General features: G+C 57.1%; 21 protein-coding genes. 6 read left to right on the top strand and 15 right to left on the bottom strand.

Annotated features, from left to right (window positions below):
• Positions 1-25: 25 nt before the first annotated feature.
• Entirely contained in the window at positions 26-397 is a 372-nt protein-coding gene (locus JM93_RS20010) for a response regulator (protein ID WP_145347170.1), read from the top strand.
• Between the two features lie 580 nt (positions 398-977).
• Entirely contained in the window at positions 978-2,690 is a 1,713-nt protein-coding gene (locus JM93_RS20005) for a methyl-accepting chemotaxis protein (protein WP_208995361.1), read from the top strand.
• A 74-nt stretch (positions 2,691-2,764) separates the two neighbouring features.
• Here the strand turns inward: JM93_RS20005 and JM93_RS20000 are convergent, their stop codons facing one another.
• Positions 2,765-3,217 carry a winged helix-turn-helix transcriptional regulator gene (locus tag JM93_RS20000; RefSeq protein WP_244300961.1) on the bottom strand — a complete coding sequence of 151 codons (453 nt, stop codon included), beginning with the start codon at positions 3,215-3,217 and terminating at the stop codon, positions 2,765-2,767.
• Between the two features lie 96 nt (positions 3,218-3,313).
• Between JM93_RS20000 and JM93_RS19995 the strand changes: the two genes are divergently transcribed.
• Both JM93_RS19995 and JM93_RS19990 read left to right on the top strand, forming a co-directional pair.
• Entirely contained in the window at positions 3,314-3,724 is a 411-nt protein-coding gene (locus tag JM93_RS19995) for a YybH family protein (RefSeq protein ID WP_145347168.1), read from the top strand.
• A gap of 30 nt (positions 3,725-3,754) precedes the next feature.
• A complete protein-coding gene (locus JM93_RS19990; RefSeq protein WP_145347167.1) occupies positions 3,755-4,141 on the top strand; it encodes a YybH family protein in 387 nt (128 codons plus the stop codon).
• Between the two features lie 70 nt (positions 4,142-4,211).
• Here the strand turns inward: JM93_RS19990 and rpmG are convergent, their stop codons facing one another.
• From rpmG to JM93_RS19950, 8 genes are all read right to left on the bottom strand, one after another.
• Positions 4,212-4,379 (bottom strand): 50S ribosomal protein L33, encoded by a 168-nt coding sequence (rpmG, locus tag JM93_RS19985; protein ID WP_055676652.1) that lies wholly within the window; start codon positions 4,377-4,379, stop codon positions 4,212-4,214.
• Between the two features lie 173 nt (positions 4,380-4,552).
• A complete protein-coding gene (locus JM93_RS19980) occupies positions 4,553-5,296 on the bottom strand; it encodes an NUDIX hydrolase (RefSeq protein ID WP_145347165.1) in 744 nt (247 codons plus the stop codon).
• A complete protein-coding gene (locus JM93_RS19975; RefSeq protein ID WP_145347163.1) occupies positions 5,293-5,754 on the bottom strand; it encodes a DUF983 domain-containing protein in 462 nt (153 codons plus the stop codon). The genes JM93_RS19980 and JM93_RS19975 overlap by 4 nt, the downstream gene beginning before the upstream one ends.
• Positions 5,754-8,003 carry a ribonuclease R gene (rnr, locus tag JM93_RS19970; protein ID WP_170230784.1) on the bottom strand — a complete coding sequence of 750 codons (2,250 nt, stop codon included), beginning with the start codon at positions 8,001-8,003 and terminating at the stop codon, positions 5,754-5,756. The genes JM93_RS19975 and rnr overlap by 1 nt, the downstream gene beginning before the upstream one ends.
• Positions 8,004-8,065: 62 nt before the next feature.
• A complete protein-coding gene (gene topA, locus JM93_RS19965; RefSeq protein WP_145347159.1) occupies positions 8,066-10,801 on the bottom strand; it encodes a type I DNA topoisomerase in 2,736 nt (911 codons plus the stop codon).
• Between the two features lie 158 nt (positions 10,802-10,959).
• Positions 10,960-12,099, bottom strand: a complete 1,140-nt coding sequence (dprA, locus tag JM93_RS19960; RefSeq protein WP_145347157.1) for a DNA-processing protein DprA — start codon at positions 12,097-12,099, stop codon at positions 10,960-10,962.
• Positions 12,096-12,743, bottom strand: coding sequence for a glycerol-3-phosphate 1-O-acyltransferase PlsY (gene plsY / locus JM93_RS19955; RefSeq protein ID WP_145347155.1), 648 nt, complete (start codon positions 12,741-12,743; stop codon positions 12,096-12,098). The genes dprA and plsY overlap by 4 nt, the downstream gene beginning before the upstream one ends.
• Before the next feature lie 670 nt (positions 12,744-13,413).
• Positions 13,414-13,761 carry a hypothetical protein gene (locus JM93_RS19950; protein WP_145347152.1) on the bottom strand — a complete coding sequence of 116 codons (348 nt, stop codon included), beginning with the start codon at positions 13,759-13,761 and terminating at the stop codon, positions 13,414-13,416.
• Positions 13,762-14,201: 440 nt separating this feature from the next.
• On the opposite strand from JM93_RS19950, the gene JM93_RS19945 reads away from it, so the two are divergent.
• Positions 14,202-16,292 carry a hypothetical protein gene (locus JM93_RS19945; RefSeq protein WP_145347150.1) on the top strand — a complete coding sequence of 697 codons (2,091 nt, stop codon included), beginning with the start codon at positions 14,202-14,204 and terminating at the stop codon, positions 16,290-16,292.
• A 463-nt stretch (positions 16,293-16,755) separates the two neighbouring features.
• Here JM93_RS19945 and JM93_RS19940 read toward each other — a convergent pair whose 3' ends face one another.
• The 5 genes from JM93_RS19940 to ruvX form a co-directional block, all read right to left on the bottom strand.
• On the bottom strand, positions 16,756-17,289 hold the full coding sequence (locus JM93_RS19940) for a tetratricopeptide repeat protein (RefSeq protein WP_145347148.1): 534 nt from the start codon (positions 17,287-17,289) through the stop codon (positions 16,756-16,758).
• Positions 17,290-17,371: 82 nt separating this feature from the next.
• Complete coding sequence (locus JM93_RS19935) at positions 17,372-18,673, bottom strand: dihydroorotase (RefSeq protein ID WP_145347146.1); 1,302 nt, start codon at positions 18,671-18,673, stop codon at positions 17,372-17,374.
• Positions 18,674-18,684: 11 nt separating this feature from the next.
• The gene (locus JM93_RS19930) at positions 18,685-19,644 is read right to left on the bottom strand and encodes an aspartate carbamoyltransferase catalytic subunit (protein WP_145347144.1); all 960 of its coding nucleotides are present in this window, start codon (positions 19,642-19,644) and stop codon (positions 18,685-18,687) included.
• Positions 19,645-19,716: 72 nt separating this feature from the next.
• A complete protein-coding gene (locus JM93_RS19925; RefSeq protein WP_145347142.1) occupies positions 19,717-20,643 on the bottom strand; it encodes an AEC family transporter in 927 nt (308 codons plus the stop codon).
• A 12-nt stretch (positions 20,644-20,655) separates the two neighbouring features.
• Positions 20,656-21,174: a Holliday junction resolvase RuvX gene (ruvX, locus tag JM93_RS19920; RefSeq protein ID WP_145347141.1), complete on the bottom strand. Its 519-nt coding sequence runs from the start codon at positions 21,172-21,174 to the stop codon at positions 20,656-20,658.
• 172 nt (positions 21,175-21,346) lie between these two features.
• On the opposite strand from ruvX, the gene JM93_RS19915 reads away from it, so the two are divergent.
• Positions 21,347-22,054, top strand: a complete 708-nt coding sequence (locus JM93_RS19915; protein ID WP_145347139.1) for a metal-dependent hydrolase — start codon at positions 21,347-21,349, stop codon at positions 22,052-22,054.
• 67 nt (positions 22,055-22,121) lie between these two features.
• Here JM93_RS19915 and JM93_RS19910 read toward each other — a convergent pair whose 3' ends face one another.
• The gene (locus JM93_RS19910; protein ID WP_145347136.1) at positions 22,122-22,610 is read right to left on the bottom strand and encodes a YHS domain-containing (seleno)protein; all 489 of its coding nucleotides are present in this window, start codon (positions 22,608-22,610) and stop codon (positions 22,122-22,124) included.
• Between the last annotated feature and the right edge of the window lie 101 nt (positions 22,611-22,711).

The following is a 22,711-nucleotide window of genomic DNA, read 5'->3' as shown; positions in this document are numbered from 1 at the left end:
GCAAGTGCCGGAAAAGGGCCGTGCTATGGCAAAAACCGTGCTGATCGTTGAGGACAACGAGCTCAATATGAAGCTCTTCCATGATCTTTTGGAGGCTCACGGCTATCAGACGCTGCAAACCCGGACAGGGATCGAGGCCCTTCAGCTGGCGCGTGAACATCGTCCCGATCTGATTTTGATGGACATTCAGTTGCCCGAAGTCTCCGGGCTGGAGGTCACGAAATGGATCAAGGAAGATGAGGATCTTTGCACGATTCCGATCATCGCCGTCACCGCCTTTGCGATGAAAGGCGACGAAGAACGCATTCGCCAAGGTGGCTGTGAGGCCTACATTTCAAAGCCGATTTCGGTTGCGAAATTTCTTGAAACGGTGCGCACCTATTTGGGCGACGCCTAGACGCCGTTAAACTGTTAAGGCTGGACCAATATTGGGCGGTTTGCGCGTGCGCTTGCAGCTATTAACATTACTAATTTACTAAAAATCCTTCACAGATGTGTAAAAAGTCTGGATTGTGTTGATTTTCTACACCAGATAAGTACGGTGCGAGCATCGGGGTAGGCAATTTTGTTTGCCTGCTCAAGTGTTTCCCGGCGTTTCTTCGAAGATGCCTCATAGAAAAACACACTAAGAATTCCCTACGGAGTGCTCAGGTCCGCCGCATCTCCTGGGTCCGTGGGGTTGGCCGGTGGTGAGACGGGTCGAAGAGTGGCCTCCTCGACACCCCAGTCTCCCGCCGGCCACCAGTTTCTTGTCACTGTAAATACGTACAAAACCGGCGCTGGCCTGGTCCTGGCTCACATTTGGCAATTTCCGGTGCCAGGCAGAGGGTCGGTTCCTGTCAAAAATGCCCAGCCAGCCCCGTATGACGGCTAATTTTTCCCTTTTAAAGAGCGTTATAATCGATTTCCCTTTTATCTTGCGTTAATTCCGCGGTGGAATACTCGGTCCGGTTTCAATTCCCTTTGGGAGACGGGATGTGGCTTTTCTAAAAAGACTTAAGATTACCACTGCACTTGCTTTGGCGAGCGCGTGCTTCTTGCTCCTTGCCATGGCTGCAGTTGGTTTTATTGTCTATTCCGTTGCAGACAATCAGGCGAAGGAAACGGCGGTTTCCAAGCAAAACGCAAGTTTGCGCGTCGCTGCAACGATCTTTCAGGAACGCATTGAGGGCACCCAAGTGACTTGGGCCGGAAACGGCAATGTCAGCCGGATCGAGCTGGCAGCCCTTCCGGTTTTCAATGATCACGAGATGATCGAGACCATCACGCGCATGACCGGCGAAACGGCAACCGTGTTCGCCTTTGACCCGGAAACCAGTGATTTTTGGCGCAAGACGACCAATATCATCAAACCGGACGGCAGCCGGGCCGTCGGTACACCGCTTGGTGTAAATGGCGCGGTTTATCCGGTGATCATGGCGGGCAACACGTTCATCGGCGAAGCCAACATCCTGGGTAAGGACTATTACACCATCTACGAGCCGATCTTTACACCGCAAAGCGAAATCATCGGCATTCTTTACGCCGGCGTTGAAAAGGCAGCAGTCCAGTCGAATGTCGGTGAGATCATGAGCAACTTCGCCATGCTCTCGCTCCCGGTGATTGGCGTGTTCCTGGTATTGACTTGGTTCATGGTCAAGTGGCAGCTCCGCCCGGTCACGGAGCTGGCAAGCGTGACCCGGAAGATCGCAGAGGACGAATTGTCGGAGGATGTTCCATTTGTCGATCGCAAGGATCAAATCGGCGACTTGGCCGAGTCAGTGGAAGTCCTCAAGGTGCGTTCCCAGGAACGGTTGGAACTCGCGAAAAGCCAGGAACGCGCCAAGATGGAAGAGCAGTCTCGGCAAACGGCGATTCAGGGTCTTATCGAAACCTTCCGCACCAGTTCGTCGGCACTGCTCACTTCGGTTGAAGAAACGGCCGACAGTCTCGACCAAACCGCCACCGAATTGAGCTCAATCGCCACGGAAAGCGCAGATCATGCGAGCGAAACCGCGGCCTCTTCTGATGCAGCAACCCAAAATGTGCAAACGGTTGCCAGCGCAGCGGAAGAACTGGCGGCGTCAATCAGTGAGATTTCCGGACAGGTGTCGCGGACCACGGATGTCGTGGGCCGGGCCACCGAAGGCACCCGGGCGACCAATCAAAAGGTCGAAGGCCTTGCGGAATCGGCCGCCAAGATCGGTGAGGTGGTTAACCTCATCCAAGCGATTGCCGAGCAAACCAATCTTCTTGCCTTGAACGCGACCATCGAGGCCGCCCGGGCAGGAGAGGCGGGCCGTGGGTTTGCGGTCGTTGCGTCCGAGGTCAAGGAACTGGCGACGCAAACCTCCAAGGCAACGGAGGAAATCGGATCGCAAATCGCCGCCATCCAGGGGGCTACCAAGGAATCGGTGCAGGCGATTGCCGAGATCACCGAAATCATGGAGGAGGTGAACAAGTACACTGCAACGATCGCCTCCGCCGTTGAGCAGCAGGGATCGGCAACATCCGAGATTTCGGAAAACGTTCAGCGCGCTTCCGAAGGCACGGCGGCAGTATCTGGGAGCATGACCAAGCTTTCCGCCGCTGTACAGCACACGTCCAACTCTTCTCAATCGGTGCTGTCAGCTTCCGGTCAGCTGTCGGAAAAAACCGATGCGCTCAAGGATGAGGTCGAAAAGTTTCTGTCCTCCGTCGCCGCTGCCTGATCGCCGCTGTTGTCACCTGAGGAAAACCTGCCGGCCTTCGGCGGGTTTTTGTCTTCAAAGCTCTGACTGACAGGTCACGCGGAGCGTTTTTCGAAGGTTGAGGGAGCGCCATTCCGATCGTCAAATGCCTGGCGGTTTTTCTCGACCGCGTCCGCATTGGACACCGCCCACTGGGCAATCGCCGCCAGATGCGAGATCAGAGAGGAACCAATAGGGGTTAGACGATACTCCGTGGTTGGTGGGCGCGTATCGAAAACGCTTCTGGACGCAAGACCATCCCGCTCAAGGCTCCTCAGTGTTACAGTCAGCATACGTTGCGAGATGCCTGAAACGGACCGCAGGAGGCTGTTGAAGCCCTCCGGTTTGCTCGCGAGACGCAGCATGACGTGGACGCTCCACTTGTCGCCAATGCGGTCCAGGACATCCCGAACCGGGCAGGGTGTTTGCCCACTGCTGCTGACAGCCTCCTCGATCTCGCGCAGAATGCCCGTCACCGGATTGACGGTTACTTTAAGGTCACTATCCACTTTTTTCGTGCCTCCTTACACCCCGGTTTGCCGGCGAATATATGGAAAGAGCCGATGCGGCATCGTTTCGGCTCACTCTAGTTTAAGGAAGGTGCGATGACCATTTCAAACGATCTCGCTGCGGCCAGGAGCGCCCTGAAGGCGTGGCTGGCCGCTTTTGACCGCCGGGATCTGAATACGCTGATGAGTCTCTATGACAAAGACAGTGTGTATGCGAATGCCGCGTCACCGATCATGCGCGGACCCGGTGAAATCAAGCCGTGGTTTGCCGGTGCTTTCGAGTCAATCGAAGGGCATATGCGTTTCAAGGAAGAGGCCAGTTTCATCCAAGGCGAAACTGCGCTTCTTGTGGGAAAGTACTTCATTCAAAACGACGGCGCAGAGCCGGCCCCTGGCAGCACCGGCCGTGTAGGCTTGATGTTTCGGCGGGATTCGTCCGGGGCATGGAAAATCTTGTTCGATATGGACAACACACCGCCGGACGTGTCGCCGGCCGACTTTGCCTGACCGGCTTCCTGGACTTTGGAGAAAGATGACATGACAAGAATCGCGAAAAAGCCGCAGGACGTCGGCGCCTGTGTAAGTGCCTATCTGGAAGAGGGGGATCTGGAGGGCATCGTTTCAATGTTCCACCCCGACTGCGTCATATGCTTTCCGCCAGAAGAGCCACCCAAGCATGGGCATGTGGCTGTGCGAGAGGTGTTTGCCGGATTGATTGGGGTCAAGCCCAAAGCCTACAGCAAGGTTGTCAATCTGCAGGTGAAAGGGGACACGGCGCTGGTGCAATCCGACTGGCGCTTTTGTGATGCCGGGGGCACCCTTTTGGCCGAAGGCAAATCAACTGAAGTGGTTCGCAAACTGGAGAACGGGGGTTGGGGCTACTTTATTGACTGCCCCCTTGGTCCTCCTGTTTTCAAAGACTGACGTCAGCGACTGAAAACAAAAAACCGCTGGTTTTTGCCAGCGGTTTTTTTTGAGTTGGTCGTGCAAGATCTTACTTAATCTTGGCTTCCTTGAACTCAACATGCTTCTTTGCAACCGGATCATATTTCTTTTTGACCATTTTTTCGGTCATGGTCCGGGAATTCTTCTTGGTGACATAGAAGAAACCTGTGTCGGCCGTCGAAAGAAGCTTGATCTTGATTGTTGTCGCCTTGGCCATGGCCTTGGATCCTGTTTTGGTTGTTTGGGCAAACGGTTCTCATGGCCAGAATGGCTGGCGGGTGATCTGCCCCTGTGTCTGAAATCAGCGCGCAACGTACTCAACGGCGCGCCAAAGTCAAGGGGAAGCAGTCAGTCGGCAGTGAATTCTTCAAGGCCGCAGCCAGCCTGAACTCAGATCTCCTCGCGCAGGAAAGCCCCGTTGCGGAAAAAGTAGTAGGGAATGCGTGTGTCGGGCCTGAGCTCTGGATCTGTCTCGATCCGTTGTTCCAGGTCGGACAGGATGGTCTTGGTGATGAACGGCAGCTCTTTGCCGCGCGCTTCTTCTAGAGTAAGCCAGGCGACGTCTTCAAGTTCTCCGGAGGGGCCAGTCCCGCCGTCCAGCTTGTCGGCAATGGTGTCTGCCCAGACCGCGAAAAACCGCGTATCGAAGCGCCGGGGCCGCTTTGGTGGGGTGATTGCCCGGGCCACGAGACGCAAGGGCGCAAGATCCAGGCAGATGTGCCGCTCCTCGAACGCTTCAAACCCCTTTCCGAGCTTGAGCGCCCCCTCCGTTTTGCGGCCGATGAACAGGCCGGCTTCCTCATAGGTTTCCCGGATCGCCGCAAGGGCGAGCGCCTTAAGCCGCGCATCGGTGCGAACCGCCTTTGGATCCCGGCGCAGTTTCTCCTCAACGGCGGGATGATAGGGAGCTGAGATGGCGATCCGCGAATCGCTTGCATCCAGACGGCCGCCCGGAAAGACATACTTGCCCGGCATGAACGTGTGCCGCATGTGACGCCGTCCCATTAGAACGCGGACCGGACCCTTGCCTGTCCTATCCAGGATCAACAGTGTCGAAGCATCTTTGGGGCGGATATACGGATGGTCGCCGACTTGCTCGTCGCGGGCCAGCTTGTCGGCCATTGTTTCGCTCATCTCATTCCTGCAGCTGGATCGGGTTCCGGCAGGTCTTCGGCCGCGTCCGGGTCGAACCCGTGCATGTAGAGTGCCCATTGCAACGCGACCAAAGCGCCTTTTACAGGACGCATCAGAACGAATGTCAAAAGCAAGGTCAACGGGATCCAGAGCGCCATATGGATCCAAAGGGCTGGCCGCCACATGACTTCGACGATCAACAGCGCGGGGATGATGATGTGTCCGACAATCGTCATGTTGAAGTAGGGTGGGGCGTCATCGGCCCGGTGGTGATGCAGCTCCTCGCCGCAAACCTCGCAAGCATGAGTGGTTTTCAAAAAACCATCGAACAGCGAGCCCTGTCCGCAATTCGGGCATTTGCCGGCAGCACCCCGCAACATGGCCGGCATGACCGGCCGTTTCGGTTTCTCCGGTTCATCCTCGGCCTCGGGTGCACCGGTTTTGTATTCAACATTCATCAGCTTTTCTTGCCCCGTTTGGAGCGCGCAGGCGCAGCACCGCGTTGGCTGGCCCGGCTTTTCTGGACCCTGGACTTCGAGCCTGTCCTTTGCGCGCGCTTTCCGCCGGTGCGTCCTTTGCTCAGGATTTCAAAACGCAATGCGCCTGCGAAAGGAGCTGCCTCCACAAGCCTTACGTCAACGACATCCCCAAGCTGGTAGGTTTCACCCGTCTTGTCACCTATCAGGGCGTGCGACCCTTCGTCGTAGCGATAGTAGTCGATACCGATGGTGGAAGCCGGAATGAAACCGTCGGCACCGGTGTCTTCAAGGCGGACGAACAGTCCGGATTTGACGACGCCGGCGATTCGGCCCTTGAAACTTGCGCCGATCTGGTCGGCCATCCACAAGGCAATCAACCTGTCAATCGTATCGCGCTCGGCCAGCATGGCACGCCGTTCGGCTGCTGAAATCTCGGCACCGATCGCCTCCAGCTTGGCTTCCATGCCATCTTGTAGGCCATCATCGCCAAGCTCCAGCGCCCGGATCAGACCGCGGTGGACGATCAGGTCGGCATAGCGTCGGATGGGCGAGGTGAAATGCGCATAGCGCCGAAGATTCAGACCGAAGTGACCAATGTTCTGAGGGTTGTATTCGGCCTGTGCCTGGGAGCGCAGAATCACCTCGTTCACCAGATGGGCCTGGGGCGTGTCCTTGACCTTTTGCAGGATCCCGTTGAATGCAGATGGCCTGAGACCGCCGGATGAGGGCAGTTTCATGTTCAGCGTCGACAGAAACTCCTTGAGGCTCTCCAGCTTTTCCGGTGTTGAGGCATCGTGGATGCGGTAGACCAGCGGGGTCTTTTTCTTTTCCAGCGTTTCGGCCGCCGCCACATTCGCCTGGATCATGAATTCTTCAATGAGTTTGTGTGCGTCCAGGCGCTCGGGCACGTAAACATGGTCAACGGTGCCGTCGTCTTTCAGCTTGATCTTGCGTTCCGGGAGATCAAGCTCAAGCGGTTCGCGCGCATCGCGCCCCTTTTTGAGGCAGGCGTATGCCGCCCAAAGCGGCTCCAAAATGCCGTCGACGAGCGTTTCGGTCGCTTCGTCCGTAACCCCGTCGATCGCCTTTTGCGCCTGTACGTAAGACAGTTTGGCCGCTGACCGCATCAGCACCCGGTGGAAGCTGTGGCTCGTCTTGCGCCCGGTCTTGTCGAACACCATGCGCACCGCCATTGCAGGGCGGTTCTGCTTCTCCTTCAAGGAGCACATATCGTTGGAAATCCGCTCGGGCAGCATCGGGATCACCCGGTCGGGAAAATAGACCGAATTGCCGCGTTTGAGCGCTTCCTTGTCGAGCGCGGACCCAGGCCGCACATAGTGCGCGACATCGGCAATCGCTACGAAGACAATATATCCGCCCTCATTGTCCGGATTTGCATCAGGTTCCGCATAGACAGCGTCGTCGTGGTCCTTGGCGTCCGGTGGATCGATCGTAATCAGGGGGATCTTGCGCCAGTCTTCTCGCTGGCCAAGCGTGACCGGCCTGGCGGCCTCGGCTTCAGCTTCGACGCTGCCCGGGAAAACATGCGGGATGCCGTGGGATTGCAGCGCAATTTCGGAAATCGCCTTTTCCGAATGCATGGAGCCAAAGCGTTCGACGATAGAGGCAACCGGATGGCCGTAGCGGCCGGACCGGGTCACCTGGACACTGACAAGATCGCCGTCGTCTGCTTCCTTCAGGTCCGTCGGGTCGATGTCGAGTTCGCGCTGCTTGCGGTCGATCGGCTCCAGATAGGGCGGGCGTTTGCCATCCCGTTTTCTGAAAATACCCAGGATCGCGCCTTGGCGCTTTTCCAGAACGCGGATAACCCGCGCTGCGTGGCTGGCCTCATTGCCGGTGTCTGCCTCGGTCAGCCGGATCAAGGCGCGGTCGCCGACGCCAGGCTGAGTGTTTTTTGCTTTTCCCGTGATAACCAGGATTTTCGGCGGCAATCCTGCCTCTTCATCCCAGTCCAGCGGTTCGCCGAGCAGTTCTCCGTCGCGGTCGCGGGTCACGATGTTCGCAACAAAGACCGGCGGCAGATCGCCCGGACGGATCATGCGCTTCTGGCGCTTCTCGATCAGTCCTTCCGCTGCCAGATCCTTGAGCAGTTTTTTCAACTGTATGCGGGCCCCGCCGATAATGCCGAAATGGCGGGCGATCTCACGTTTGCCGGCCTTGCCGGGATTGTCGGCCACAAAGGCGAGAATGTCCTCGCGAGACGGCATCTCGCCTGGAACCTTGGCGTGGGCGCGGTTGGAATGCTTTCGCGGATTGATGCGTTTGGCACTCAAGACGCGTCGTCCCAGGGCACCGCATCCGCAGACGTGTCGACCTCAGCTTTTGCCGCAGCTTTTTTGGTGGCTGTCTTTTTTGCCGCCGGTTTTTTAGCTGCCGTCTTCTTTGCTGCGGGTTTGGCGTCGCCGTCCGCAGCCTTTTTGGATGCCGTTTTCTTGGCAGGAGCCTTTTTTGCCGCTGTCTTCTTTTTGCCGCCGCCCTTGGCAGCCTTGTCCGCGATCAGCTGCACGGCCTGTTCAAGCGTGATCTCCTTTGGGTCACTGTCCTTCGGCAGCGTCGCATTGATTTTGCCGTGTTTGACATACGGGCCGTAACGCCCGTCATAGACGTTGACCGGACCGCCTTCTTCGGGATGTTCGCCCAATTCTTTCAACGGTGTTGCAGCAGCACCGCGCCGCCCGCCGCCCTTGGAACGCTTTTCAGCCAAGGCATCAACAGCGCGATTGATTCCGACTGAAAAAACCTCGTCGGGGGATGACAGGTTGGCATAGGTGCCTTCGTGTAGCACGAATGGCCCGTAACGGCCGATACCGGCCGTGATAATCTTGCCGTCTTCCGGATGCGGGCCAACTTCACGTGGCAAAGAGAGAAGTTGCAGCGCCTTTTCCAGATCGAGATCGGCAGCAGACCAACCTTTCGGCAGCGACGACCGTTTCGGTTTGGCTTCCTCGCCGAGCTGGACATAAGGACCGAAACGGCCCGTGCGCAAGGACACATCCAATCCGGTTTCCGGGTCCTGGCCAAGCACTTTCGGGCCATCTGCGGCTGCATCGCCATCCCCTTCGCCCGGTTTTGCCAGCTGGCGGGTGAAACTGCATTCGGGATAGTTCGAGCAACCGATGAAGGCACCAAAGCGGCTGACCTTCAGGGATAGCTGGCCATCAGAACAGGACGGGCATTTGCGCGGATCGGTTCCGTCTTCCTTGGGCGGGAAAATATGGGGCCCGAGCAATTCGTTAAGCGCGTCGATCACCTGGGCAACGCGCAGGTCCTTGATGTCATCGACATTGCCGGAGAACTGGGTCCAGAAATCGCGCAAGACATCTCTCCAGGACAGCTCGCCTGCTGAAATCTTGTCGAGCTGTTCTTCCAGACTGGCAGTGAAGTCGAACTCGACATAGCGGTTGAAGAAGCTCTCAAGAAACGCGGTAACGATCCGGCCCTTGTCCTGCGGGACAAGCTGTTTCTTTTCCAGCTCGACATACTCGCGGTCGCGCAGCGTCTGCAGCGTGGAGGCGTAAGTGGACGGGCGCCCAATGCCGAGCTCTTCCATCTTTTTGACAAGACTTGCTTCGGTGTAGCGCGGGGGCGGGGTGGTGAAGTGTTGGCTGGCCTCGATCGGGGCCGAAGTGCCATCGACTGCGGCAGCGGTCAGGGCTGCGCCTTTATCCACTGCAGGCAAGCGCTTGGAGGCTTCATCCTCTTCATCATCGCGGCTTTCCTGATACAGCGCAAAGAAGCCGTCGAAACGCACGACAGAACCGGTAGCGCGCAGGGTTGCCGACTTGCCGGACCCCTTGGCAACGATCTCGATCGTGGTCCGCTCCAGAACAGCAGATTCCATCTGACTGGCCATCGTCCGCTTCCAGATCAGCTCATAAAGCTTGGCCTGGTCCTGGTCGAGGAACGGAGCAACATCCTTTGGACGGCGCGTCAGGTCGGTTGGCCGGACCGCTTCGTGAGCTTCCTGTGCGTTTTTGGCCTTGGACGAATAAAGGCGCGGCTTTTCCGGAACATATTTGCTGCCGAAATCGTCGCCGATCACCTGCCGGGCGGCCTCGATAGCTTCATTGGCGATTTGCACGCCATCGGTCCGCATATAGGTGATCAGGCCGGAGGTTTCGCCGCCGATCGCGATGCCCTCATAAAGCTTTTGCGCCACCTGCATGGTGCGGGACGCGGAAAAGCCAAGTTTGCGCGAGGCTTCCTGCTGCAGCGTCGATGTGGTGAAAGGCGCAGCCGGGTTGCGCTTGGCCGGCTTCGAGGCAACGCTGTCAACCGTGAAGTCGGCGCTCTCCAGCATGGTCTTGATGCGGGTCGCATCGGCCTCAGTGGTGATGTCGAGCCTGTTGATCTTCTTGCCGTCAAACCCGGTCAGACCGGCCTGCAGGCCGTCGCCGCCCGGTGTCTTCAGATTGGCAAGGATCGACCAGTATTCCTGCGGCTTGAAGACCTCGATTTCCATTTCGCGGTCACAAATCAGGCGCAGGGCAACCGACTGGACCCGGCCGGCCGAGCGCGCGCCGGGCAGTTTTCGCCACAGAACCGGCGAAAGGGTGAAACCGACCAGATAGTCGAGCGCGCGGCGCGCCAGATAGGCATCGACCAGGGGCGTGTCGAGGTCGCGCGGATTGTCCATCGCTTCCAAGATCGCCTGTTTGGTGATGGCATTGAAGACCACACGCTGAACCGGTTTGTCCTTCAGAACCCGCTTTTTCGTCAGAACCTCAAGTACGTGCCAGGAAATGGCTTCGCCTTCGCGGTCGGGGTCGGTCGCGAGAATGAGCTTGTCGGCGTCTTTGACGGCGCTTGCGATTTCGGAAAGGCGTTTTTGGGATTTGGAATCCACCTGCCAGCTCATGGCGAAGTCTTCATCCGGCTTCACCGATCCGTCTTTCGGCGGCAGGTCCCTTACATGGCCGTAAGAGGCGAGCACCTGATAATCGGAGCCAAGATATTTGTTGATCGTCTTGGCTTTTGCCGGCGATTCCACAATGACGATGTTCATCAGTACCCAAAATGCACAAGGCCGGAAGGCACGCAATGACGGCACTTTCCGGCGATTAAAAGTGTTGTTATGGCCCGAGACGATCTAGGATCAGAGGCCGCGTGTCAAATGGACCTTTGCTCAGCGCCGGTCAAGTGACGGTTCGGTTTCGCTCTTGATCAATACAAAAGAGAGACCCGTTGTCCACGGTGGCGTTCGAGGCGCCCGGCCAGTTCCAGCTCCAGCAGGATGATATGAACGACGCGTGCCGGTTCTTCGGAAAACCGGATAAGTTCATCCAGTTCCACAGGTGTGGGGCCGAGCGCCGAGATGATTTTTTCGCGCGCTTTGTCTGTCGGCTCGCTTGCCTCATAGCCATCGCTGCTCGCCCCGGACTGGAAGGTCTGGTCAAACGGGAGTTCAGGCGCAATGCGCCCGCTCAGCGCTTCCAGAACATCGCCCGCATGGCGGATTAGCATGGCGCCCTGACGGATGAGCGTGTTGGCGCCTTCCGAGCGCGGGTCGAGCGGTGAACCCGGCACGGCGAAGATCTCGCGGTTTTGCTCAAGGGCAAAGCGCGCAGTGTGCAGCGAGCCGGATCCCTTGGCCGCCTCGATGATAACAACGCCGAGCGCCATTCCCGAAATCAGCCGGTTGCGCCTCGGAAAGTCGCGGCCGCGCGGTTTCCAGCCGATCGGCATTTCGCTGATCGCGTTGCCGCCCATTTTCAGAATCTGTGCGAGCAACTGACCGTGTTCGGGCGGGTAAAGCACGTCTATTCCGCCGGCAAAGGCGGCGACTGTGCCGCTGGCAAGCGCGGCCTCATGCGCTGCCGCATCAATGCCGCGGGCAAGACCCGACACGATCACGAAACCTTCCGATCCAAGATCCTGCGAAATCTGGCCTGCAAGCTTTCGTCCGGACAAGGAGGCATTGCGCGCGCCCACGATAGCAATGGTCTTTGGCAGGCGAAGCACATCGCCGCCAACAACGGACAACAGCGGCGGCGGCCCGTCGACATGGCGCAGATGCGACGGGTAATCCGGCTCGCCCATGGCAACCAGCCGGGCGCCGAACCTGTCATGGGCGTCAAGCTCGGCTTCCGCTTCGCTGACAGGACACACGCGAATTCGGGTTTTGCCACCTTTTTTCGACAGGTCAGGCAGGGCGTCCAGCGCCGTTTCTGCCGACCCAAAATGGTTTACCAGATCCCGGAACGTGTGCGGGCCAACGTTTTCGGAGCGTATTAGCCGGAGCCATGCAAGGCGCTGAGCCGTGGAAAGGCTGGGTGTTTTAGTCTGGTCCGTCGCGCCGCTCACCCGGCCTCGCCAGGGGAAGGGGCTTTTGATTTCGAGCCGATTTTGCTTTCCTTGCCTGTCAGCAGTCGCCCGATGTTTTCATGATGTTTTGCCCAAAGCAAGAGCGATAATAACCCGAACAACTCTGCCATTTGAACCTGTTGAAAGCCCAGATAGAGGATCAGCGGCGTTAACAGGCTTGCCGTCAAGGCGGACAGCGAGGAATAGCGGACCGCAAAGGCGACACCGACCCAGATCAGCGCGAATAGCAGCCCCATCGGCCAAAAGACCCCGATCAGGATGCCCAAATAGGTCGCAACACCCTTGCCGCCCTTGAACCGCAGCCAAACCGGAAACAGGTGCCCGAGAAACGCGCCGAGCCCCGTGACCAGCGCCATTTCCAAGCCATAGAGATAATTGACCAGCACCACCGCAAGCGTGCCCTTCAGCGCATCACCCAGAAGGGTTGCCGCCGCCAGTTTCTTGTTGCCGGTCCGCAGCACGTTTGTGGTGCCGATATTGCCCGAGCCAATCTTGCGAATGTCACCATGGCCAGCCGCTTTCGTTAGGACCAGGCCGAACGGGATCGATCCGCAAAGGTATCCAAAGGCGAGGGCCGCGAGATAATAGGGCCAGGCGAATTCCCAACTGATCGGATCAGGCATTTTTGTTTTTCTCTCCAGGCATCGGCCGCTCGGTGCGGTGAAGAGGCGGCGCGGGCGAAGGGCTTCGTCATGCCACGGGCCGCCCGTTTCATCAACATCGATCCACGAACAAGGCGCCTTGGCCCACAGCGTCTTGTCAGCAGCAATTACCGGAAAAATCGATGTCCGAGCCTTCCTGCGCAGACGAGGTCCTGCCGACCGAAAAACGAAAAACCAGCTCGAAGATCAGATCAAAAATCACCGCCCCCTCTGGGTTCACGATCACGGCGTCTTCTGGGGCCATTCATAAAAAGGATGACCAAGAGCCGTTCGCTGATTCCAATGGCGAGCAAATGGGAGCGATCAAGATATGTGATCTCTTTCATCGAGGCGGCGTCGCGGGAAACGGCATTAAACGGGGGCCGCTTTGGAGCCAGCGCCACACAGAGGCGACCGGCTTCGAGAATCTGCTGGTCCCAAGGCCTGTGGGGAGAGAAAACTGGATGAAGCCGGTATCCCGCCAAGTGGTCAGGAAGATGCCATGCCAGTCCTACCAAACGGGCCGCAGCAGCGAGGCTTCGGCCCGATCAGCAAAATCATCCGGCAACCATCGGGTTCCCGGCACAACAAAAGCGCCTGGACATATCTTATTTCCAATCGGCGCCTTACCCGTACTCAGCCAGGCCGGATCTTAAAATCCGTTTGGATTGCCGTCGACAATCGTGCCGGTCCCGCCGGTTTTGCCATCTTTGATCCATGACACGCTGGTGCCGTCCAGCACGACACCCCAGCAGCTTGGTTCCTCACCATAGGCGAAGCACATTTCATCGTCACTGACCGTCCAGGTGCCGGTGTAGCCATTGCCCCGGATCGTGCCGTCCGCGGCATAGAACTCGGTGTAAGCGCCGCTATCGCTCATGCTGCCCTGAACGGTTTTTCCTGAAATTGCCGCTGTGATCGCTTCGCCCGAAGCAAGTTCGGCGGCAAAGGCTCCGGTGCTGAGGGCGGCGAAGGCGGCGGCGAGTGCGAGGGCTTTCATGTGCTGTCCAATCCTACGTGTTCCGGTCAGGCAACCAGATCCGGCTGCATGACCAGTTCTAGGGCAGGGCGCGAAACTGGGAAGTTTTCGTCTCTCCCGCCGTGAAAATGAAACACTGCTGAACCGTGTTCGGACAACTTCGATAACCCTGCTGGTTGCCTGCAGTCTTCCTGATGCGCGGTTCCGGGCCTTGAGAAGATGGTTGAGCAGTCGGCCCTGAACGGAGCGCTGTCTCAACGCGATGGGGCTTGGACGGGCGCGACATTCCAAAAGAGACCGATCTTGTTTTACCCTAAGGAACACTTCGCAAATACAGAATGGTTATGACGAAATAGGTCTGCTCTATTTCCTAATTTTCCCAGTATCGCGGACGATCCATTGCGGCGGATGCAGGGTCCCCTTGGGCATGTCGTTAATACTCGAGAGGAGAAGTTTGCCTAATGGCAAAGCTACCTGATGGGCTAAATGCCTCAAAAATCAATTCGTCCGCACATGGTATTTCCAATATTCCAAAAACCGGGATGGTTTTTCCGAAAAACAACGTAAAGATCGCAAAATCGAAAGTCGTCTTGAATAACTTTGATGGCGTTCAAAAGAAATATGCCAGACAGTCGAAAACGCTGGGTCAATTTGGCTTTAACACCGATAAGGCCATTATGGCCAGCGTAAATAGCATATGCAGCATAAAGCTTACGTTCTTCAAAAAATCGGCGGAAATTCAAAAAGCAAGGGATATTTTGACCGCACATCCTGCGCTGCTTGATGCTGCGAAGCTAGAGGTTTTCACCGATCCAAAAAACCCGGATATTTTATGTAAAAAAAATAACGAAAACAAACTGATTGCTTTAACTTCGTCGGAAATTGATCTGCTGCATTGTAAATTAAAGACATTGTGTCTCGATATTCAAAAAGATCAGAAGCCCTCAAAAGGCAGTAAAAACGGAAAACTACTTATTGATATTGCAAAAAAATACGAAAACAGCATTCAGCTCGGAAAACGCCCTTTAATTCCCACTGCATTTGATATCCAAAACTATACAATGTTCGAACCGGGCGAGTTTGGACCCGGACTGCCAGACTATGAGCCGAGTAAGGTGAAAAACCGCGGAGGGGACTGGGCAGGTGTTCAGTCAGACATCGCCGGTTTTTCGGCCCGCCATAAGGCCGCCAATGTTGTTTTGATTGGCGATATTCACGGTCTGGATTTCTCCTACGATGTTTTGACCTCTCTCGCAAACCGCGGAATTGTTGGGAAAGCCTGGGCCGAAGACTGCCCGGATACAAAGAATACACCGGGCCATACAAATGCATTGGATTCGGTCAGCAAGACTGGGGTGAAAACACAATTCTTCAATGGTGCAAGTATAAAAACCGATACCGAGATTAAAAACGGCGAGGAACGCAGCTATTTGGCCGCGTTTAACAACGCCTACAGTTATGGAAGGAGCAGTTCCAAGCCGGCGGCTATTGTGACCGGCCTGGCTCATATACTGAGGGCTCCGGACAAAGATGATCAAAATGATTTTGAAGCCGGTAAACGCCGACCGGAATACATGCTTACTTTCAACATGCTTCATGAACGCGGAGGTATAGCCTTGATTCCGCTTCCGAATGAGCATTTCAAAGGCCCGATCGACTCCGGACATGTGAAATCATTCATGGAAAGCAGCGAACAGAAATATGACCATGACGGGATCGTCAAACATTACAAGGATGGTAAAGACCATACTCTGTATGATTTCATGAATGGTGGTAGTAAAAAATCTACAAAAAAATACTTTGAGAGTGTCTACAATTACGAGGTGTCGCCTCTGCAGCAAATTCTCAATGAGGGCAGGCTTGAAGACTCCAAAGTTGTCGAGCTTGAAATGAACAACGGTCAGAAGATGCGCTTTTTGCAGATGGCTGTCGCGCCCCCATTCAAACCGGAAAATGCGCTTGGGAGCTTCAAAAACAAGCAAAACCAGATCAAGAGTATTTCCACGCCTTTTACTGTAAAGCGGCTTTCGAAACTTTTACCTGGCAGTCTTCATTCTGTTGCCAATTTCAAGCTTCCGGACGACTTAAATAGGTATAAAAATACTATTGTTACTGGGGTGAATCTGTCCAACTTCGATTTTTCAGGGGTAAAGAAATGGGGAAGCGTTCGCTTTGATCCTCAGACTGTCAACACGCCCGCTGGATATGAGGTTTCGCCTGGCGGTTTTATCTACAATCACGCCAAAGCAAAAAAGGGCGCGCAAAATATTGCCGATGCGTTGAACAAGATTGACGGTTCGAAACAGCTTGGGTCGATGAATAGCAACGATATGAAGTCTTTTTTGGGAAGTCACCACGAAGCATATGGTGCGATACTGGGAAACATGTCGGCGGACCTGTCGCGCAGATGCGGGGTTTCCAAAGTAAAAACGAATAACCAACAATCAGACAAATATTATATCGCTGAAAATTTGCAGGCACCAAGAGAGGTCAGTAAACAAGAGGCTTTCGTTCACATTTTGACGCAAAGTAAAAAAGCGATGCTTGTGTAGAGCAAATCGGCGGACGCAATCGCGGCAGGTGCTTGAGCGTTTTCAATTCTATGAGCGCTGTGGCGCCTTACGCGTGATTGCGCCTTTCAGAGTGTGAAGGGCCAAGACGGCGCAGCGGCCTGCTATCCCGGCAGGTTTTGTGGCACGGGGTGTAGCGGCTGGGCCGGATATTGGTGTGCCGGGTTAAAACGATCCTGTCGGAAATTGTCTCTGTGATCTGGTTACATGCGGCCCTGTCCGCTGAAGGAATCCGCATTCCCAACGGCGGGTGCGGCGGTGGTGGTCATCAACCGTCGCATGCGGTTTCCAGCTGTAATCCGGTTTGGGTGGCGGCGGTGTTTCGGCCGGACTGGTTGTGGGGTGGTGCCGGAAAACGTGTCGTATGGCTGTTGAACTTGGCAGTGTCCGGCCAAGCGACAAATTCAAGCCAACCGAACGCGGTGTTCTGCAACACGCATGTACGTCAGTAGTTGAAACCCTTGCCGCTTTTCAGCGCTGAGCGGAGTGAAAACGCGGGCCAGGTCTCCCGACCGCCGCGCTTCAGGATTTCGGACAGTTGTATCAAGGCCGCATCCAGCCGTCCGGCTTCTACAAAACCCTGACCCATATAGGACCTGGCGAGCAGGTTGTCGGGATCGGCGGTGATTGCGGCCGTGTAGTATTTGTTCGCGCTGATCTGATCGCCGTGCTTTCTTGCAATAAAGCCGCGATAGGTCAGCACAAACGGGTCATTATGCGGCAGACGGTCGAGCAAGGCCGCGGCGTCTTGATACCGGCCTGCATAGGCCAGTTCTCTCACGTCGCGCATCATGGTCTTGCGGTCATTCGTCGTCTCGTCGGGATCGACGCAGCTCTCGCGCTCGGCGTCCCACACCGTCCCGTCGGCGCAATCCCGTGTTGTTTCAGAGGGCCGGGGCGGCGCGTAGTCATCCTCATCGCCAACTGCATGGGCATTTGAACACTGCACGCAAAGAATAAGAGCTAGTACAAGACGCACGCCGATCTCCCGGGCCAGGCTGTCACCCAAGAAAGTAGGCTGCGCACCGCTTCTGGCAATCGGCACGCCCGGTCGAATGGCGTTACCCTCGGTCAAACACCGTCTTGCCGGCTACCACTGTTCTGAGCACCCGGCCCGAGAAGCGGGCATCTTCGAAGGGGGAGTTTTTCGAGCGCGATTTGATCGCCGATTTTTCCAGGATCCAGGGGCGGTCGGGATCAAACACAATAACGTCCGCTGGCGCACCGCTGGCCAACGTTCCCGCATCCAGGCCGAGGCGGCTTGCCGGATTGCAGGTCATGGCCGCAAGCAGCCGGACGAGGTCAATCTGTTCGCCGTGATACAGCCTGAGAGCGGCGGCGAGCAGGGTTTCCAAGCCGATTGCGCCGTCTTCTGCTTCGGCCCAGGGGTGGCGTTTGGTTTCCACATCCTGCGGATCATGGTTTGAGACGATGATGTCAATCGTTCCGTCGGCCAGCGCTGAGATCATAGCCTGACGGTCATCCTCATCGCGCAGCGGCGGCGACATTTTGAAGAAGGTCCTGTAAGGCCCGATGTCGTTTTCGTTGGTCGTCAGATGGTTGATGGACACGCCCGCTGTGATGTCGAGCCCGCGTTTTTTGCCTGCGCGGACGGCATCGGCGCTGTCGGAGGTCGAGATCAGGTTTGCGTGGTATTTGCCTTTCGACATGCCGACCAGCCGCAGATCGCGTTCGATCATGATGATTTCCGCCTCGCGCGGCACGCCGGACAGGCCTTTCCAGCTGGCATTCAGGCCTGCATTCATCACTCCGCCGGCAAGGTCCGGGTCCTCGGTGTGATGGATGACCAGCGCATCGAAATCGCGTGCATAGGTCAGCATGCGGCGCATGACCTGCGCGTTCCGGACCGACTTGTGGCCATTGGTAAAGGCGACGGCGCCGGCTTCCTTCAGCAGACCGATTTCGGTCATTTCCTCACCGCGCAGGCCCTTGGTCAGCGCTGCCAGCGGATGGACATGGACGGTTGCCGTGTCGCGCGCCCGGCGCAGGATGAAGTCAACCAAGGCCGGATCATCAATGATCGGATCGGTTTCCGGCATGGTGCAGATCGTGGTGACCCCGCCCGCGGCGGCGGCGTCACTGGCGCTGGCCAGTGTTTCACGGTGTTCAGCGCCCGGTTCGCCGACAGACACGCACATGTCAACGAGGCCGGGGCAGGCGATGGCGCCGGCGCAGTCGATGATATCCGCGCCATAGGGCGAACCCTGGTTGGCCGCTTCCGGCCCGGCGGCCAGAATGGTGCCGTCGGCAATGATGACCGAGCCCGGCGCATCGAGTTTGCGCGCCGGATCGATCACCCGCGCATTGGAGAGGACGAGGGGTTTGGGTGTGTCAACAGCCACGGTCGGGTCCTCTAGTGATGGTTGGGCAGATGGGCGGCCAACGCCTCAAGCACGGCCATGCGCACGGCCACGCCCATTTCCACCTGTTCGCGGATCAGGCTTTGCGGGCCGTCGGCAATCGCCGGATCAATCTCGACGCCCCGGTTCATCGGGCCAGGATGCATGACCAAGGCATCGTCGCGGGCATAGCCCAGCTTTTCCTGGTCGAGGCCATAATAGCGGTAATACTCGCGCACCGACGGGATGAAGGCGCCGTTCATGCGTTCGCGCTGGAGCCGCAGCATCATGACGATATCGGCGTCCCTTAGGCCCTCGCGCATGTCGCGGAACACCTCGACGCCCATCTTGTCGATGCCACCGGGCAGCAATGTGGAGGGGGCTATGACCCGCACCCGGGCGCCGAGCGCGTTCAGGAGAATAATGTTCGACCGGGCGACGCGCGAATGGGCAATATCGCCGCAAATCGCGACTGTCAGCCGGGCAATCTTGCCTTTGTGGCGGCGTATCGTCAAAGCGTCGAGAAGCGCCTGCGTCGGGTGTTCGTGCGGCCCGTCCCCGGCATTGACCACCGAGCAGCCGACCTTGCGGGCCAGAAGATGCACAGCGCCCGCTGCGTGGTGGCGCACGACAAGAAGGTCCGGGTGCATCGCGTTCAATGTTGCCGCCGTGTCGATCAGGGTTTCTCCCTTTTTCACGGAGGACTGGGAGACCGCCATGTTCATCACGTCTGCGCCGAGACGTTTACCCGCCAACTCGAACGAGCTTTGCGTACGGGTCGAGGCTTCGAAAAACAGATTGATCTGCGTGCGGCCGCTCAGGACAGACTTGCGCTTTTCGACCTGGCGGCTGACCTCAACGGCTTCTTCCGCCCGGTCCAAAAGGCCGAGAATGTCCTGGGGTTGGAGCCCTTCAATGCCCAGCAAATGGCGATGGGGAAAGGGGCTGATCCGATGGGGGGCTGTATCGCTCATCGAGATCATGGCTATAGGTGGAATCGAGCCGTTTCACAAGGCGCGATTGCCCGGGCCCTCAACTGTCCACCGCTAACCGAGAAAATAGATCATCAGCGGGATGGTGACGATAGCGGCGAGAGTTTGCAGAGTCAGGATTTCTGCCATGAGTTTGGCATCTCCGCCCATCAGTTTTGCCATCAGATAAGAGTTGCTAGCCGCCGGTACGGACAAGGCAATGATCACAGCCGTGAGTGCTGTTCCCGTGATGCCGAAAAGCCAAGCAAAGGCTGCGCCCGCCACGGGCATCAACAACAGGCGGATAAACGTGCCGGAGGTGAGCGCCGGACCGGGGCGGCGCAGGGAGGCCAGATCCAGCCCCGCGCCAACGCAGATGATGCCGACCGGCAGTGCTGCGCTGCCGATGATGATCAGTGTGTTGTCCAGAAGACCGGGGATCGGCACCGACAACACATTGACCAGTAGACCGGCCCCGATCGACAGAATGAACGGGTTGGTCGCCAGATCCTTCAGCGTTTTCGACAGGGTGGGCGGTTCGGCGCTGGCATAGTGGGACAGGACCAGAATGCACAGGACATTCAGCAGCGGGATCATCACGGCCATTGCCACTGCGATCAGGGCAACCCCTTCGGTCCCCAGCAAGCTGTCAGCAATTGCGAGGGCCACGAACGCATTCCAGCGCACGGTTCCCTGAAAAATCGACGTGAAACGGTAGCCCGGAATGCCCCAGACCTTTTCCAGAACCGGCCGGAACGCCATGACCAGCACCGCCAGCGTCACGATCGAAGCAACCAGCGTGGCGCTCAGTGCCGCTGCGGGAACCGATGCAAAGTCTAGGAGGGCGATCTTTTGAAACAGAACCGCTGGAAACAGAAGATAATAGGCAAGCCGCTCTATACCGCGCCAGTCGTTGGGGCCGATCAGCCCGCTGCGGGCCAAGACGTGTCCGGACGCGATCACCAGGATCACCGGCAGAATGGCATTGAGTGTTGTCAGCATAACAGGTCCGGACTAGCCGGCCTCGGGCGGGTCATCAAAGGTGGGGCGGCCAGCGGCGCTCATGTGGCCGAGCCGGTCCAAAAACCCTTGCAGAATATAAGCGGCCGCCATTTTGTCTACCACTTCTGCGCGTTTGGCACGGCTTGAATCGGCTTCCAATAACGTGCGGGTGACGGCAGATGTGGACAGGCGCTCATCCCACAGTGTGATCGGCAAGTCCGACTTGGGCGCGAGATTGCGGGCAAAAGCGCGGGTTGCCTGAGCGCGCGGACCTTCTGTCCCGTCCATGTTCAGCGGCAGTCCCAGCACTACGCCGCCGACCTCCTGCCGGGCGCAGATGGACAGCAGCTGCTCCGCATCAATGGTGAATTTCTTGCGCCGGATGGTCTCCATCGGCGAGGCAATGCCACGTCCGAGATCGGACAGAGCAAGTCCGATGGTCTTTGTGCCAAGATCGAGACCGATCAGGCGTGTGTTGCGCGGCAGGACTTTCAGAAAGTCCGCAAGCGAAAGGGTCGAGTCTGTTGCCATGGTCTGCGCTTTATCAGGCCCTTTGCGAAAGCACCAGATGGGCAGCGCTTTTATGAAGCGATGGTGCCGGCCGGATACCGCAAGTGTCCGTCCTGGTCATGGTCTGGTCTTGAGCCTTGTGGCATGGTGGCCAATCTTAAAAAGCGCAAATTCATTTCCGGAGGCTGATTGCATGACACTGACTTGGTATGGGCATTCCGCATTCAAGGTCGAGATCAAGGACGCATCGATCCTGATCGATCCGTTTTTGACCGGAAACCCCGCGTTTCCGTCTGACCTGTCGGTGGACGACGTGGCGGCAGGCGTCACACACCTGATTCTTACTCACGGACATGATGACCACATCGGAGACAGTATCGACATCTTGAAGAAAACCGGTGCCCAGCTGACTGCAAATTTCGAGATTTGCATGTGGGCCGGGGGGAAGGGCATCGAAAACATCAACCCGATGAATTCGGGCGGCATGGTCGACGTCGGGCCGTTCAAAGTCGTTATGACCCCCGCGCAGCATTCGTCTTCCACGCAGACCGAGGGCGGCATTGCGGTTTATCTCGGCAATCCGCACGGGGTCGTCATTGAAGCGCCGGACGAGCCGGTATTGTTCCATATGGGGGATACGGACATCTTTTCCGACATGGGGCTGATCAACGAACTTTATGCGCCGAAGGTTGGCCTTGTTCCGATCGGGGACCGGTTCACCATGGGCGCGCGCGCCGCGGCCTTGGCCTGTAACCGCTATTTCATGTTCGACACGATTGTGCCGTGTCACTTCGGTTCCTTTCCGATCATCGACCAGACGGCAGACAAGTTCATCGAAGCGCTGGGCGATGCGGCCTCAAAGGTCAAATTGCCGAAGCCAGGCGAGACGATAGACATTTGAGTCTGCGGCCAAACGCGAAAAAGCCCGCCAGACAGGCGGGCTTTTTGTGATGAAGGATGCGGATCGGCTAGCGGATGATCGGCTCTTTGATATCTTCCGGCTTCGTTTCTTTAACGACATCCCAATTGAGATCTGCATGGTTGATCAGTTCGGACTGGTTGCTTTCAAATCGCTTTTGAACAGCAAGGCTGTTGTTGAGGTAAAGCTTGCCGTCAACGATTTTCCAGGCTTCCGGAACAACGGGAACCTTGAAGCCTTTGCTGAGGCCAAAAGCACAATAGCCGCCATATTGCGGAGCGTATTTTGCCGGGTCGGCGGCAAACTTGTCCCGATTCTCCGCAGAGGAGAACTTCCAGGTCACGTCGTCATATTCAAACGTGTAGTCGTTGGAGCCGGCGACCGGTTTGCCTTCGGTGAAATAGGCCACAGGGTCCGTGCCGCCGATAGCTGCGCCATCTTTGACGAAGGTGGTGATCTCATCCGCAAAGGCTGGTGCGGAAAAAACGGCAACAGTCAGGGCGAGGGCGCTGAGGCCGGTTTTCAAAAACGGGTTCATGGGTCAAAATCTCCTAACGGATGAAGCAGACAGGGTGTGCGGTATCCGCAAAAACAAATGCGGGCTCCGGTTTCCGATTGCCAATCACGCCTCATCACACA

Source organism: Roseibium hamelinense, assembly GCF_007830545.1.
Taxonomy (GTDB): Bacteria; Pseudomonadota; Alphaproteobacteria; order Rhizobiales; family Stappiaceae; genus Roseibium; species Roseibium hamelinense.
This window is presented reverse-complemented; position numbering and strand designations above follow the sequence as displayed.

Coding starts and splice junctions, on each gene's coding strand:
- JM93_RS19975 (WP_145347163.1), bottom strand. CDS start 5,754: ATGAATGTTGAATACAAAACCGGTGCACCCGAGGCCGAGGATGAACCG.
- rnr (WP_170230784.1), bottom strand. CDS start 8,003: ATGCCGTCTCGCGAGGACATTCTCGCCTTTGTGGCCGACAATCCCGGC.
- JM93_RS19945 (WP_145347150.1), top strand. CDS start 14,202: ATGGCAAAGCTACCTGATGGGCTAAATGCCTCAAAAATCAATTCGTCC.
- JM93_RS19925 (WP_145347142.1), bottom strand. CDS start 20,643: ATGCTGACAACACTCAATGCCATTCTGCCGGTGATCCTGGTGATCGCG.
- JM93_RS19910 (WP_145347136.1), bottom strand. CDS start 22,610: ATGAACCCGTTTTTGAAAACCGGCCTCAGCGCCCTCGCCCTGACTGTT.
- plsY (WP_145347155.1), bottom strand. CDS start 12,743: ATGCCTGATCCGATCAGTTGGGAATTCGCCTGGCCCTATTATCTCGCG.
- JM93_RS19995 (WP_145347168.1), top strand. CDS start 3,314: ATGACCATTTCAAACGATCTCGCTGCGGCCAGGAGCGCCCTGAAGGCG.
- rpmG (WP_055676652.1), bottom strand. CDS start 4,379: ATGGCCAAGGCGACAACAATCAAGATCAAGCTTCTTTCGACGGCCGAC.
- JM93_RS19915 (WP_145347139.1), top strand. CDS start 21,347: ATGACACTGACTTGGTATGGGCATTCCGCATTCAAGGTCGAGATCAAG.
- JM93_RS19930 (WP_145347144.1), bottom strand. CDS start 19,644: ATGAGCGATACAGCCCCCCATCGGATCAGCCCCTTTCCCCATCGCCAT.
- ruvX (WP_145347141.1), bottom strand. CDS start 21,174: ATGGCAACAGACTCGACCCTTTCGCTTGCGGACTTTCTGAAAGTCCTG.
- topA (WP_145347159.1), bottom strand. CDS start 10,801: ATGAACATCGTCATTGTGGAATCGCCGGCAAAAGCCAAGACGATCAAC.
- JM93_RS19950 (WP_145347152.1), bottom strand. CDS start 13,761: ATGAAAGCCCTCGCACTCGCCGCCGCCTTCGCCGCCCTCAGCACCGGA.
- JM93_RS20010 (WP_145347170.1), top strand. CDS start 26: ATGGCAAAAACCGTGCTGATCGTTGAGGACAACGAGCTCAATATGAAG.
- JM93_RS19990 (WP_145347167.1), top strand. CDS start 3,755: ATGACAAGAATCGCGAAAAAGCCGCAGGACGTCGGCGCCTGTGTAAGT.
- JM93_RS19980 (WP_145347165.1), bottom strand. CDS start 5,296: ATGAGCGAAACAATGGCCGACAAGCTGGCCCGCGACGAGCAAGTCGGC.